Genomic DNA, 14189 nt, shown 5'->3' with positions numbered 1-14189 from the left:
ATGATACAATCGAGCTATAGTAGTGTTAATAGAGAGGGCGAATCATATGAACGATCATAAAGGAATATTGCTAGAAAGCGGTACGAATGAGCTAGAAATAGTAGAATTTCAAGTTGGCTCTAGCAAATTCGGTATTAATGTTATTAAAGTAAAAGAAATAATACAACCAATTCCGGTTACATTTATCCCGCATGCACATCCACATGTGGAGGGAATTGTACAATTACGAGGAGAAGTGCTGCCAGTAGTAAGTATGGCTAGGGTACTTGGTCTCCCGGAATTAAACAAAAAGGACCAAGAAAAATATATAGTAACCGAATTTAACAAGCAACGAGTAGTATTCCATGTGGATAATGTGACGCAAATTCACCGAATCTCTTGGGAGCAAATTGAAAAGCCAAGTGATATTTATCAAGGTGGTACTTCTCATGTCATCGGAGTCATAAAACGCGGAGATGAAATGGTTCTATTATTAGATTACGAGCGGATAATTGTAGATATAAGTCCAGGATCGGGGATAAGTATTGAATCAGTCAAAAAGCTTGGCGAACGAGAGCGTTCCAATAAAAAAATCGTTATTGCAGAGGATTCACCATTACTTCGCAAGCTTTTACATGACACATTGCATGAAGCGGGCTATGTTAACCTAGATTTTTTTGAAAATGGAAAAGATGCATTAGCCTACTTAGAAAGCTTAGAAAAAGAGTCTTCTAATATCGCGGAACAAGTGCAAATAGTGGTGACAGATATTGAAATGCCCCAAATGGATGGACATGCATTAACTCGCAAAATAAAAGAGGATAGCAATTTAGCTAAACTTCCAGTCCTCATTTTCTCTAGCCTCATAACCGATGACCTTCGTCATAAAGGCGATCAAGTAGGGGCAGAAGATCAAATTAGTAAACCGGAAATTGCAGAATTAGTTTTAAAGATAGATCAATATATTTTATAAATCTATATGAGATAAGATGCTTCCTGTTCGATATGCAGGAAGTGTCTTTTTTTTGGCTAATTAAAGGTAGGATAGAGAGGGACGGAGCTAGTTAGAGCAACAACTGAATTTCATAGGGTTATCCAAAAAATGCGAAAGAGTTGTGCGTTTATCGCATCTCTTTCGCATTAAGAAGTTACGGGAATGGTGTAGAATTCTTTCGGTCTAAAGCATTCCGTATACATTTAAGCATCATATAGCTAGTGACTTGTATTATCCCGCATTAACGGCAGTAAGACTCCCACTTCAAGATTCAAGAAAGACGAAAAGATAAGTGGGTGATCCACTGCTGGCATGCGCCTGATGAAATGATTCCAGACTAAGTACGCAACATCGTGTTGCTCCTGCGCAAAGCTCGTCGCAAAATAAAAGAACGTTTGCAACGTCTGTGTGACCCCCATCGTGTGGGTCACAATTAACAATCAGTGGAGGATGACTAAAAGCGCGACGTCCTCACTAGCACGTCCTGTGCGTCGAAAAACCTCCACTGATTGAGTTTCACTGTATATTTAATTATGTCTTTTGGAGACATGGAACATTAAGAATCTAAGTATGATTTCATTGTTTGTTTTCTTCGATTGGTTTGTCTTGCATATGATTGCGTGCATAATGTAGGTTGATTAGAGGGATTCTTCAACGTAGATTGAGGTCCAATGTAATCAGTAAGTACTTGTTTTGCCATTTTTAAATTCATCTTCCTTATAGGATTTCTATAAGTATCATCTAGATGTCCAAGATGCGGCAATTGTTTAAAGTCCTCTTTTGTTGGGATCATATGAAAGTAGTAGTCTGCACATTGAATTAATACGGAGGATTGCTGTTGGCTATTCCTTGGATTTCGAACAAAATGTAGACCCATCTTTTGTGCTCTGTCTTCTTCCAACATTTTATCAATAGCTAGTTTTTTTAACAGGTATAACGGCTTTTTATCAATGGCAGTTTTGGCATGGCGATTGACTGTATAAATTGCTGTCGCTATTCGTTCATCTTCTGTGCTGGTTGTCATAAGATCCTCCCTCAATATATTTTATATTTAGTATATCATACCAATTTCCAATTAAATTGTATACACAAATTAAAAAAGCAATATTTGGTGCTGGACTAAAGATATGCTCAATAATGTCGATAATATAAGGTGAAGAACTGTTTCATTCTAGCTAGTTATGATTCAAATTGGAGGATTCCATGGACAACTCAGTAAAACCAAAACTTATGATGAATCATTATATAGGTGATCTAATGGATGAAAATCCACTACCTTTTATTTTATTAGAAAGACAAAGCGAAAAAAAATTATCTGTAATCTATGTTAATCACGCTGCAGCAAGCTTTTTTGAAAATACAAGTAGCGAACCACAACAGTTTTTTTCAGCAGAAGTGTGGACTCAGTTATATGTACTATTAGATAGCTTGGAAATCGAGAAAAAGACTCTACATACTAGTTTGAACCTTACATTGCAAAAACAATTATATTCAGTAGGTATTTCTATTTGTTCCTTACAAAATAAAGATAAACCTTTTTATGGATTAACAATGCACGATAATAAAAGTGATTTAGTTGAAAATCAAGCTTTAGTAGATATAAAGGAAAAATATTTGTCCCTGTTAAATCATAATACCGATTCCGTTTTTTTAATAAATGAAAGAGGAATAATTCAATTTGCAAACGTCGTTACACGAAAGGTGTTAGGATACGACCTAGATAAACTCCTCCATCAACCGATTGAACAATTTATCGAGAGTAATTCGCTAAGCAATTTTCAGCTTATGATCAAGCAAACATTGAGTGGCTATCCAACTGAACTGCAAAAATGTTCTTTTAAGCATGTGAACGGTCATTATGTAAACGTATACTTAAAAGCAATTCCTATTCACGACCAAGGGAATCTAAAAGAATTTCATCTAGTACTAAGAGATCTGTCAATAAGTGCAAACGATAAAGATCAATTATATTATTTGGCATATCACGATCATTTAACCGGTTTATGGAATCGACGTGCGTTAAAAGAGCATTTGCGTGATAATTTAATCGACGCTATCAATAAAAAAACTCAAATAGCGATTATGCGGATTGACTTGGATCGTTTTAAACTGATAAATGAATCACTAGGCTATAATCATGGCGATGATTTACTAAAGAAAATAGCTGATAGATTAAGTCTTTTTATCAATAAATCATCTAACCTGTATCGACAAAGTGGCGATGAGTTTGTATTTATTTTGAAAGATAAAACCCGTGAAGAGACTAGTAGTTTTGCTGAAAATCTATTGAGTGAATTGTCCAAACCCATTTATCTAGATCATCAAGAATATTTTGTGACTGCTTCTATCGGTATTTCTATGTATCCGATTGATGGAAAGAATTTAGATGAATTGCTTATTAAAGCAGATCAAGCTTTGTTTGTGGCAAAAGATAGAGGAAGGGCACATTTCCGTTATTTTCAGGAACAGATGAATTTATCGTTTCCAAATGAAGCTTTAATGGAATCTCATTTAAGAAGAGCTATTGAAAAAGAAGAATTGTCCATACATTATCAGCCACAAGTAAATTTAGCTACTGGAGAGATCAACTCCTTTGAAGCATTGTTACGCTGGAATAATCGAAAGTTTGGTTATGTGTCACCGATGAATTTTATCCCGCTCGCTGAAGAGTCAGGGATAATTATGCAAATTGGCGATTGGGTTTTAGATGAAGTATGTAAGCAATTAGAATACTGGCAGCAAAAGGGGTATCGTCCTGTGCGGATTGCTGTTAATATTTCACCTAAACAATTTAAACAAGAAAATTTTGCGATTAAAATTCGTGAAAAAATAGGTAAACATGGGATTACTCCAGATTCATTAGAAGTAGAAATTACCGAAAGTGCAATGACAGATATGCAAGATACTTTTGCCATGCTAAAAGAATTAAAGGATATTGGAGTCGTTATTTCGATAGACGACTTTGGAACAGGTTATTCTTCCCTTAGCTATTTAAAAAAGTATCCTATCGATATTATTAAAATTGATCAGTCGTTTATAAAGGATATGGAGCTGGATGAAAAAAATGCGGCTATCGCCACGACAATCATCCAACTAGCCCATAGTTTAGGTATGGAGGTTATTGCAGAAGGCGTAGAGAAGGACCAACAGGTCGAAATATTAAAATCGGCCAATTGCCAAAAAGCTCAAGGTTACTTTTTTAGTCGCCCAGTACCGATAGACGACATTAACCAATCCTATATGACAACTACCCAACCGTAAATTGTACTTTAAATTTACGGTTTTTTTGTATTTTAGGGAGCTTAGCTTTTACCAAACGACAACTAGTTGACCCTTTTGTGATTTGGAGTATAGGGAAACTGCGCGGTAAAGAGATACGGCAAAGGGAATTGATTTCCGCTCCAGGCGGACGCTTACCGCGGGGCGGGCGGTGAGCCTCCTCGTCGCACGCTCCTGTGGGGTCTCACCTGTCCCGCTGATCCCGCAGGTGTCGCCAACTTGCGCTTCCATCAATAGAACTTGCTGACTAATCGATAATTAAATGCAAAAAAGCTCTTTAATTTATTTACCACTGTCCAGCTGTTTCTTATTTAAAATCATTTTATGTACAGTATAAATTATAGGGAAGTTGCTATTAGCTATTCAAGTAATGGGTCCCAACAATAGATAACCATCGCTAGATAGTATATCTTTTCAACTAATCAAAGGTTTTCACCCATAGAAAATGCAACATAGTACTAAATTTAGTGTCTCATTATGGAGTAAATAGCAAACTCTATTGGATTGTAGCGAAGGGGTGGCAACTCCAGCGGGAACAGTACGAGCTGAAAGCCCCGCAGGAAAGACATTGGTCGAACTTTGTTTGACCAATGTCTTTGCGACGAGTAACCGTAGGAGCATTTGTTTTCGGAGCTCCGAGGAGATGGAAGCCGTACCCGCGGAAAGCGTCCACCCTGTAGCGGAAATCCAAGCGTCCACTTCATTCAACTCACTACCGCACAGTTTCTCTAGACTGCGAAAAAAGCGGTTAGAACCTAGTTACAGTTATCATAGTCATTAAGTTACATCGATCTTCATCCAGCAATGACATCAGTGGAATGCCACAGTATTGTTTGACTAATCCATTTTGATAATCAGAATTTTTTAGTACATTGAAAAGAATGGCCGAAATGAAATGTCTAGTCATATCACACAAAAAATAAAAAATAAATGTAAGCGATTCCATAGTTTTTTTATCCATTCATATGCTATCATAGTTTCATAGGGTATGTTTTCTTAAAACGAAAACAGACAAAGGAGTAGAATGCTATGATAGTCGCAAACAGTAAAGATTTTTTACAAATTCCAATAGAGGAATATATTATTTCAGCAGAAAAAGTAGCACATGTACAACTAGGTAATAACGCAGAACATGCATTATTAGTATTAACTAAAACTGGGTATTCTTCTATTCCAGTTCTAGACGTGAAATACAGACTACATGGATTAATAAGCTCACAACAAATCACTGATGAAATTTTAGGACTTGAACATATTGAATATGAACGATTACCTGAACTAAAAGTTGACGATATAATGAAAACAGACGTAGCGGTTATTCACATAAAAGAAAAATTTCAAAAAGGATTAGATTTGTTAGTGAATAATCCTTATATATGCGTAATAGATGACGAGCGAACTTTTTTAGGAATTTTAACAAGAAGAGTCATCTTAAAACAAATGAAAAAGTATTTATACCAAACACAAGAAACTCAAGTATAATTATGTAAAAGTAGTGAAGGCCTCTTACGATTAAGGGCCTTCTTTTTCATGTAAGGAGGATAAAAAATGACTTCTGATTTTCTAGTTATTAAAACATTGGCAGAAGAACAAAATATGCGAAAAGCAGCAGAGCGGTTATTTTTGTCTCAGCCTGCACTTTCACAACGACTTCAAACGATTGAGAAAGAGTGGAATACCAAGCTTTTTTTACGTTCTCAAAAAGGGTTGACTGCTACACCAGAAGGCGAATTGGTTATTGAGTTTGCGTCAAATATGATTCAACAAAAAGAAGCGCTATATGAAACAATTCAATCGCTAACCTCTAAAGTGCATGGGACGCTAAAAATTGCTTGTGCCTCGATAGTCGGGCAAAATTGGTTGCCAAAAGTATTGAAGGATTTTGTCCAAACATATCCAGAAGCAAAGGTATCTCTTTTAACTGGCTGGAGCTCAGAAATTGTAAAAGCCATCTATGATGGAGAGGCGCAAATTGGTATTGTGCGTGGGCAAACAGACTGGAAAGGAAATAAAATACACCTTTTTCGAGATACACTTTATTTAGTGGATAAAGAAATGACTTCTATAGACGATGTGCTAACAACAGATAAGCCATTTATTCAATTTAAGAGTGATTCAAACTATTATCAGGAAATTCAGCAATGGTGGCAAAAACATTTCTCTAGCAATCCAAAAAGACAAATAATTGTCGATCAAATTGAGACATGTAAGCAAATGGCCTTAAATGGGATTGGTTATGCCATTTTGCCATCCATTACTTTGACTGGGCAGGAAGATGTGCATAAAATTCCGTTAACAAATAACGAAGAGCAGTTTGAGTTAACTAGAGATACTTGGCTTATTGGTTACGATGCAGCCTTTGAACTACCCCAAGTGGAAGCTTTCGTAAGTATTGTAAAAAAACATGCACAAATTTTTCAATAAGGAACTTTCCCCCATTAATAGCGTACTAAGAAGTAAAGGGGGAAAAATGATGCATATTCGGAAGTTAACGTTATTTATTTCAGCACTATTTATCTATTTTACAATATTACCAACAGTAAGTGTCCTTGCAGCACCTAACTTGAATGTTAAGGTGACGACTGGATTCAATGGAAAAGCAAAATATGGGGAAGGTTTACCGATTACCTTAACTGTTGAAAACAAGGGAGAGGCATTTTCTGGAGATCTCGTGTTAGATACTGTGGAATCGTACAACCTAGGAAATGCAATCGCTATTCCGTTTGAAATCGGAGCAGGAGAAACGAAAACTGTTCAAGTTGCGGTAAGTGGCTTGGGAGAAGACTATAGTTACCAAGGGTCAACTGTTCAGTTGATACATTTTTTTGAAGGTGGATGGGAAAAAGGAAAATCTATCGATTTCAAGGGAACCAAAAATTTACGAACAAACTTTTATGATCCTACGACTATTTTTTATCTTACGCTGACAGACAGTGCGGACCGACTAAAGGCTTTGAATCAGATTAAACAACCAAACCAAATAAATGATGAAGTGATCCATGTTGCCCAGCTAAGTAATTTTTCTTTACCAAACGAGGCGGTAGCATGGGAAATGGCTGACTATATTATTTTAGATGAATTTGTATTAGCAGATTTAGCTGATGCACAGCAACAAGCACTTATTGATTATGTCAATTCAGGCGGAAATATCGTAATAGGCGCTTCTGATAATCTAATAGCCGAAGTAGGAAAGTTAGGGGAATACTTGCCTTTAACGTTAGAAACAACAACTCAAAATTTAACGCCAGAGAAGATGCGCGCATTTACTGCAAATAATACATTAACGAATGATTTAACTGTGCATAATGCAAAATTAAACGAAGGTGCCACACCTTTATTTAAAGTAGATGGAACCATCCTAGCTGCAAAGAAACAAATGGGCAGTGGTGCGATTATCCAAACGACCTTTTCTCTTGGTGACGATCCATTAGCGAAAGATCCAGTTTATAGTGATTTGATGTCAACTATTTTACAGTCAGTGAATGTACAAAATACACCAAATATGTACGGCTATACTAATAGTAAAGACCAACTCGTTTATGAATTAGGAGACACGAATTCCTTATTTAGTTCGTTTAAAGTTTCTACTCCATTGATGATTGGAATTGTAGTCGTTTATATGATAATTATTGTGCCTCTGCTCTATATCATATTGAAAAGAAAAGACAAGAGAGAGTATGCTTGGGGAATTATACCACTCACAGCAATCATTGCTTCTGCTGCTATTTTCGGTTATGGGGCAAGAGATAGAATTGCACGTCCTCAAGTACAACAATCTTCCTTTTTACATGTAAATGAGGATAAAAGCTTGCAAGGCTATTATGCTGAGTCCCTTTTAAGTAACAAAAGTGGTGATTTCACGTTTGAAGCTCCGACTACTACTACCATGGTTGCAAAGCGGAATTTTAATACATTTACAGGACAATCGCCAAATGTACATGAAAATGCAATTATGGAAAAACACGCATCGAATAGTGAGCTAACATTTAGAGACGTAGGTTATTGGTCCGTTTCCTCCTTGTTCGGAGAAACCCAAATACCGGAAGTAGGAAATTTTGATGTAGACCTTCGAGTAGAGGCAAGCCAGCTTACTGGAACTGTACAAAATAATTTTCCTTTTGTCGTAAAAGAAGTCTCCGTATGGTCTGGAAGTAAATTAATCCCGCTTGGTGATCTTGAACCAGGAGAAAAACTGGAAGTAAATAAAAAGTTAAGCTCAGTTATGTTAATGCCAATTTCAAATCCATATATCAATCAAAACTATGGAATAAACTCAGGTACTTCCATTGATTTAATAGAACAACGAAAGCAATCGATGTATTCAGCTAGCCTAATGGGAGACCAATATGGTAAGAGTCCTGTAATTACTGGTTTTGCAGAGGATAATATTGTGCCTATTACGTTAAAGGATAAAAAAGTTGAGATGTCCGCTCTTCATTTACTCATACAGCCATTCACAGCAGAAACAGTCTTTGCGGGAGAATTTGTATTACCTGCGAATATGTTCACTGTTAATGTCAATACGGATGAATATGGGAAACATATGGAACCAGTAATGAACAATAGTTTGGAGTGGTATTTAGATGATGGAGAGTATAATGTGTATTGGAAAATCCCTGATACAATCCCATTAGATCGAGTAAATTGGACACAATTACAAATTGCTAATACAGATCGAAATTCCCAAACAATTGAAATATGGAATATGGAAACAGAGAGCTTTGAAGCAATAACGGAAAGCAGATTCACTAATACGGAAAACATCCAAAATTATATCAATGATAAAGGCGAAATATATTATAAATTGCAAAAAAAATCGGTCCAAGGTGATTCATATTCGAGACTTCCAGAGGTACGTTTGAAAGGAGATGTTACGCAATGATTGAAATAAAAGGATTAACGAAAAAGTACGGCTCTTTTTATGCATTGAATGACTTAAACCTTACTTTAGAAGAAGGTACCGTCTTTGGATTTGTAGGAGCAAACGGAGCCGGAAAATCCACTACTTTTTCAATATTGGCGACACTACTTCAACCTACTTCTGGCGATGCTTTTGTTAATGGAAAAAGTGTAAAAACTGATGCACATGAAGTGCGAAAACAAATTGGTTATATGCCTGACTTTTTCGGTGTTTACGACCAATTAAAAGCAAATGAGTATTTAGATTTTTATGGAGCGAGCTACGGTATTTCAGAAAAAGAAAGAGAAGTTTTAATACCTCAATTACTAGAGCTTGTGAATTTAAGCCATAAACGCTATGACTATGTTGATCTGCTTTCTCGGGGGATGAAGCAACGCTTATGTTTGGCGCGTTCACTTATTCATGATCCTAAGGTGTTAATCCTGGATGAACCGGCTTCTGGATTAGATCCAAGAGCTCGCGTTGAAATGAGAGATATTCTAAGACAATTAAAAGGAATGGGCAAAACGATTCTTATATCCTCTCATATATTGCCTGAGCTAGCAGAAATGTGTGATGAAATTGGCGTTATCGATGGTGGAAGATTAATCGCGCATGGATCCGTTGCAGATATTCAAGCGCAGCTTGCGGGAGAAAAACAAATAACGGTGAAGCTAAAAGGATTATTAGAAAATGCTGTTCAGTTTTTCGAAGAGGATCCTTTTGTCTCTAAAGTAGAATTAGAGGTGGAGAAAAATTCCATTACATTTAATTATAGAGGTACAGAAGAGGATCAAATTAATTTGCTGAGAAAGGCACTAGACCAATCCTTGAAAATTATTTCTTTTTCAGAAACAGAGACGGACTTAGAAGATGTGTTCATGGAAATTACGAAAGGGGTGAAATAAGGATGAAGCAATTACTTGCAAATCCCGTATTAGTAAAGGAAATAAAGCTACGCTTTCGCTCGTTAAAAAGCTTTACGGGTATTCTCTTTTATTTAATCGCAATGTGTATATTTGTATTCGGCTTTATCATGCTGACTACATCGTTTACTGGTACTGGTTATTTCCGACCAGAAGAAAGTTTCTTCATGTTTGCAATGCTTTCCTATATTCAGCTTGGCCTCATTCTGTTTATCACACCAGGCTTGACTGCAGGTGCCATTAGTTCGGAGCGGGAGAAGCAAACGTTAAATATTTTGCTGACAACTTCCCAAACCTCTTTTCAAATTATTTTCGGAAAGCTAACTTCGTCCATTGCTTTTCTTTTGTTATTGGTTGTAGCGGGTTTACCTATTTATAGTTTAGTTTTCCTTTTTGGAGGGGTATCTCCAGGGCAACTAGGGATTATTTTCTTGTTTTTCTTTTTAACGATGCTTGCTATCGGTGGGATCGGCATTATGTACTCCACTATAATTCGTAAAACAATTGTTGCGATGATCGCGACCTATGGAACGATGATTTTTTTCACTGCAGTTACCGGATTTATTTACCTAGTTATAACTGGTATGAATAGCATGGCAGCAGGAACTTTAGCTTCATCACCTATTGCTCATTTTTTGCAAGTATTAATCCAGTTGTTTTAATGCTTACGTTAATTTCGCCAGGTTCGGATAGCTTTATAACAGAATCAACGAAAGTGGATCTTCCGATTTGGATTGGATATACGATTTTCTATATATGTATAACAGTTTTCTCGATCTTTATTGCTGTGAAAAAATTACGTGTCAATATGAAACGTACGAGATGAGGAGGAAGTTAAGATGAGTAGCCCACACAAGTTAATTCGTTATATCGGAAAAGCTAAAAGTCGTCTCGCATTGGAGCATTATATTAGAATGCTCCAAGCGGCATTGTTTTATGGATTTACTTCTGTTGCGGCTATTCTACTCGTCTCCAGGTTATTTGTATTTCCATATTATATTCGAATTTCTGTGCTTGTTGGTAGCATTGTTTTTATTGCTGTTTTTCTGTATGCATTTTGGAAAAGACCTTCTAAGGAAGCTGCGGCTCGAAAACTGGATGCTTACTTTCCGGATAATTTGTTGTTAACAGCAGTTTCTTTCTTGCACAAGAAATCTCCAATCATTAAGGAGTTACTTGATAAAGCCGAGAAAAGTAGTGAAAAAGCATTTGTACAATTTAAGCAACGAGAAAAGCGCTATATGCAGCCTAAATGGATTATTGGATTTGTCATTGCTTTTACTGCAGCCCTTGTCCTATATGCATTTCCAGCAGCAACCCAGTTGGAAGCGAAGGATATAGAGAAAGAAGATCAAATTGTGAAGGAAATGAAAAAAGAAGTAGATAAATTAGAGAAAAAAAATCTAGCAAAGCCCGTAAAAAAAGAAATAAAAGAATTAAAAGAGAAGCTTAAAGAAGTAGAAACTGCAGAAGAAGCTTTACGTGAAATGGTGAAAAAGCAAAAAGAATTAGCTTTAAAAGAACAAAAGTTAGAAAAGAAGAAGGAGCTTGCAGAGCAAGGGGACTCAACTGAATCATCTCTATCGGCAGAGGAACAAAAAGAGCTTGCTTCTCTAGAAGATACAGTAAGCGCTTTATCAAAAAGTGCAGCTACCTCCCAAACCGCTTTAAGCAAGATGGGAAAATCGTTTCCTTTTACTTCTAATCAAATAGCGCAGAGTAGTTCCAACGCCAATACGCCAAAAAATCCTAATCAGTCTACCCAAAGCCAGGGACAAAATCAAGGACAAGGCCAAAGTCAGAGCCAAGGCCAAGGCCAGGGACAGGGTCAAGGTCAGGGACAAGGCCAAGGACAGGGTCAAGGTCAGGGACAAGGCCAAGGTCAGGGACAAGGCCAAGGTCAGGGACAAGGCCAAGGACAGGGTCAAGGTCAGGGCCAAGGTCAAGGTCAAGGAGCAGGTAAGGGTTCTGGTGGAAGGGATCTTCTTTCCATTCCATCAAGAATCGGAGGAACTGGTGACACTTCTGTAGATGGAGGAGAGCTAGGAGAGGGAGAAGCCGCTAGTGAGCAACCTGGCGAGGTACCAGTGACACGTGGTTCAGCGAAGCCGTATGAAGAAGTTGTTAATGAGTATGCAGATTCCTATATAAAAAGCTCTGAGCGCTTGCAACTGCCGTCAGATTTACAGCGAATCGTTCAGGATTATTTTTCAACCGTTGAAAATAGTGAATAAGGGAGGATAATGATGACTTTTACAACAGAGGATTACACAAATATAAGTAAACGTTTAGAGGAAGTTCGAGCAGAAATAGGTCACTTTATCGTAGGTCAAAAAGAAGCTGTAGAGTTTTCCATTTACTGTGTATTAGCCGATGGTCATGCGCTACTTGAAGGGCTGCCAGGGCTAGGAAAGACTATGCTTATTCGGACAATTTCTGAAGTGCTCGATTTATCCTTTTCGCGAATTCAATTTACACCAGACTTAATGCCATCCGATATAACGGGAACGAGTATGATCGAAAGATTGGAAAATGGTAAACAGCAATTTACATTTCAAAAAGGACCTATTTTTAGTCAAATGGTTTTAGCAGACGAAATAAACCGAGCAACACCGAAAACACAAAGTGCGCTTTTAGAAGCAATGGGGGAAAAAACGGTAACAGTTCTTGGAGAAACGAAGCAAATGGATAAACCTTTTTTCGTTCTTGCTACACAAAACCCAATTGAAATGGAAGGGACATATCCATTACCAGAAGCTCAAATGGACCGTTTCTTATGTAAAATTCTTGTTTCCTATCCATCTAAGGAAGAGCTGATGGAGATTACTAAGCGAACGACGGGCGGGGAGTCCATTCAGTTGAATAAAATTATGAATGCGACAGAAATCGTACATGCACAGCAAATGGTAAAAGAAGTGCTAATAGCAGATGATATGCTGGAATATGCAGTAGATCTAGTAGCTGCTACACATCCCGAAGCTGCTATCATCCCTGAGGTTGCACAATATGTTCAGTATGGAAGTGGGCCACGTGGTTTGCAAAGTCTTATCAAACTAGCGAAAGCGCGTGCGTTAGTTGCTGGACGTTATCATGTATCGATTGCAGATATTAAATCTGTTGCAAAACCGGTGCTTAGACATCGTTTATTACTTAATTACGAAGGAGAAGCAGAAGGAAAAACAGCAGATGAGCTAATAGATATCGTGATGCAAACGATTAAACAGGGACAAAACGTATGAGTACTGAGCATCTAGTGCCAAAAGATTGGGCAGGTAAACTGAGTAGATTATCTATTTCTACTAAATCCAAATTGCGTGGACAGCATAAAGGCTCACATCGTTCACAGCGCTTCGGAGCATCTCTTGATTTTTCCGATTTTAGAGAGTATAGCCCAGGTGATGATGTGCGCCAAATAGATTGGAATGTCTATGCACGAACGGATAAGTACTTTATAAAACGTTTTTTAGATGAACAAGAAATGCGCGTACATATTTTGCTTGATTGTACGAGATCCATGAGTGACCCACTGAAATGGACATTTGCAAAACAGCTTGCGGTATCTCTAGGTATACTCGTTTTACAACGAGATGATCGTTTGTCTTTTTCAGCTGTATGTGATTATTTGAAGCCACCGTTTAGACGAAAAGGTGCTACTTATCGGAAAGCTTTTACGAAAACTATTTCTGATTTAAATGAACCTATGATGACGGCCTCATTTGCAGAAAACGCAGTTCCTTTTTTACCGAAGGATAGTACGGTTTTATTTGTTATATCAGACTGCTTGGAGAGTTTGGAATCTTGGGAAAGTTTACTTCGGAAACTGCCAAAGTTTGCAGGAGATATTCGTATTTTGCAAGTAGTAACAAATGACGAATTAGCTCCAGCCTATACTGGGGATGTGCAAGTAGTAGATGTAGAAACTTCCAATCAGTTAAATGTTTCTATTTCTTCGCGAGTGCTCGATTCGTACGAAGAAAAAAGAAAACTACATCAGCATGGACTGGAATTACTGTGCAATAAATTCGGTGCAAGATTACTTCAAGTAAATGCTGATGATGGAATTTCGCATGTACTGTTTCAACAGCTATTACGTGCAAATTGGGTGCAATGA

General features: G+C 37.3%; 12 protein-coding genes. 11 read left to right on the top strand and 1 reads right to left on the bottom strand.

Translation table 11 applies throughout. From position 1 onward, the window contains the following. The first annotated feature begins 46 nt into the window (after positions 1 to 46). The gene (locus OR571_RS21615) at positions 47 to 952 is read left to right on the top strand and encodes a chemotaxis protein (protein ID WP_282245934.1); all 906 of its coding nucleotides are present in this window, start codon (positions 47 to 49) and stop codon (positions 950 to 952) included. Positions 953 to 1529: 577 nt separating this feature from the next. Here the strand turns inward: OR571_RS21615 and OR571_RS21610 are convergent. Beyond that, a complete protein-coding gene (locus OR571_RS21610) occupies positions 1530 to 1997 on the bottom strand; it encodes a YkyB family protein (protein WP_282245932.1) in 468 nt (155 codons plus the stop codon). A gap of 179 nt (positions 1998 to 2176) precedes the next feature. On the opposite strand from OR571_RS21610, the gene OR571_RS21605 reads away from it, so the two are divergent. The 10 genes from OR571_RS21605 to OR571_RS21565 all read left to right on the top strand — a co-directional run bounded on the left by OR571_RS21605 (position 2177) and on the right by OR571_RS21565 (position 14189). Beyond that, positions 2177 to 4234 carry a GGDEF domain-containing phosphodiesterase gene (locus tag OR571_RS21605; protein WP_282245930.1) on the top strand — a complete coding sequence of 686 codons (2058 nt, stop codon included), beginning with the start codon at positions 2177 to 2179 and terminating at the stop codon, positions 4232 to 4234. A 1047-nt stretch (positions 4235 to 5281) separates the two neighbouring features. Continuing rightward, positions 5282 to 5734: a cyclic-di-AMP-binding protein CbpB gene (gene cbpB, locus OR571_RS21600; RefSeq protein WP_142537563.1), complete on the top strand. Its 453-nt coding sequence runs from the start codon at positions 5282 to 5284 to the stop codon at positions 5732 to 5734. Between the two features lie 66 nt (positions 5735 to 5800). Then, on the top strand, positions 5801 to 6676 hold the full coding sequence (locus tag OR571_RS21595; protein WP_142537564.1) for a LysR family transcriptional regulator: 876 nt from the start codon (positions 5801 to 5803) through the stop codon (positions 6674 to 6676). Between the two features lie 49 nt (positions 6677 to 6725). Beyond that, entirely contained in the window at positions 6726 to 9134 is a 2409-nt protein-coding gene (locus OR571_RS21590) for a DUF7408 domain-containing protein (protein ID WP_282245926.1), read from the top strand. Further along, complete coding sequence (locus OR571_RS21585) at positions 9131 to 10060, top strand: ABC transporter ATP-binding protein (protein ID WP_282245925.1); 930 nt, start codon at positions 9131 to 9133, stop codon at positions 10058 to 10060. Before OR571_RS21590 ends, OR571_RS21585 begins: the two co-directional genes overlap by 4 nt. Before the next feature lie 2 nt (positions 10061 to 10062). Then, a complete protein-coding gene (locus OR571_RS21580) occupies positions 10063 to 10740 on the top strand; it encodes an ABC transporter permease (protein WP_348775076.1) in 678 nt (225 codons plus the stop codon). After that, the gene (locus OR571_RS22865; RefSeq protein ID WP_348775075.1) at positions 10740 to 10904 is read left to right on the top strand and encodes a hypothetical protein; all 165 of its coding nucleotides are present in this window, start codon (positions 10740 to 10742) and stop codon (positions 10902 to 10904) included. Before OR571_RS21580 ends, OR571_RS22865 begins: the two co-directional genes overlap by 1 nt. Before the next feature lie 13 nt (positions 10905 to 10917). Continuing rightward, the gene (locus OR571_RS21575; RefSeq protein ID WP_282245924.1) at positions 10918 to 12312 is read left to right on the top strand and encodes a hypothetical protein; all 1395 of its coding nucleotides are present in this window, start codon (positions 10918 to 10920) and stop codon (positions 12310 to 12312) included. A 12-nt stretch (positions 12313 to 12324) separates the two neighbouring features. Continuing rightward, entirely contained in the window at positions 12325 to 13317 is a 993-nt protein-coding gene (locus OR571_RS21570; protein ID WP_282245923.1) for an AAA family ATPase, read from the top strand. After that, positions 13314 to 14189, top strand: a complete 876-nt coding sequence (locus tag OR571_RS21565) for a DUF58 domain-containing protein (protein ID WP_282245922.1) — start codon at positions 13314 to 13316, stop codon at positions 14187 to 14189. Before OR571_RS21570 ends, OR571_RS21565 begins: the two co-directional genes overlap by 4 nt.

It is taken from the genome of Psychrobacillus sp. NEAU-3TGS (assembly GCF_029955155.1).
Lineage (GTDB): Bacteria > Bacillota > Bacilli > Bacillales_A > Planococcaceae > Psychrobacillus.
Note: the sequence above shows the minus strand (reverse complement) of the source record. Positions and strands in the feature narration are given on the sequence as shown.

Bases quoted from the DNA above. Each gene is read 5' to 3' on its own strand.
- OR571_RS21615 (WP_282245934.1), top strand. From the start codon at position 47: ATGAACGATCATAAAGGAATATTGCTAGAAAGCGGTACGAATGAGCTA.
- OR571_RS21610 (WP_282245932.1), bottom strand. From the start codon at position 1,997: ATGACAACCAGCACAGAAGATGAACGAATAGCGACAGCAATTTATACA.
- OR571_RS21605 (WP_282245930.1), top strand. From the start codon at position 2,177: ATGGACAACTCAGTAAAACCAAAACTTATGATGAATCATTATATAGGT.
- cbpB (WP_142537563.1), top strand. From the start codon at position 5,282: ATGATAGTCGCAAACAGTAAAGATTTTTTACAAATTCCAATAGAGGAA.
- OR571_RS21595 (WP_142537564.1), top strand. From the start codon at position 5,801: ATGACTTCTGATTTTCTAGTTATTAAAACATTGGCAGAAGAACAAAAT.
- OR571_RS21590 (WP_282245926.1), top strand. From the start codon at position 6,726: ATGCATATTCGGAAGTTAACGTTATTTATTTCAGCACTATTTATCTAT.
- OR571_RS21585 (WP_282245925.1), top strand. From the start codon at position 9,131: ATGATTGAAATAAAAGGATTAACGAAAAAGTACGGCTCTTTTTATGCA.
- OR571_RS21580 (WP_348775076.1), top strand. From the start codon at position 10,063: ATGAAGCAATTACTTGCAAATCCCGTATTAGTAAAGGAAATAAAGCTA.
- OR571_RS22865 (WP_348775075.1), top strand. From the start codon at position 10,740: ATGCTTACGTTAATTTCGCCAGGTTCGGATAGCTTTATAACAGAATCA.
- OR571_RS21575 (WP_282245924.1), top strand. From the start codon at position 10,918: ATGAGTAGCCCACACAAGTTAATTCGTTATATCGGAAAAGCTAAAAGT.
- OR571_RS21570 (WP_282245923.1), top strand. From the start codon at position 12,325: ATGACTTTTACAACAGAGGATTACACAAATATAAGTAAACGTTTAGAG.
- OR571_RS21565 (WP_282245922.1), top strand. From the start codon at position 13,314: ATGAGTACTGAGCATCTAGTGCCAAAAGATTGGGCAGGTAAACTGAGT.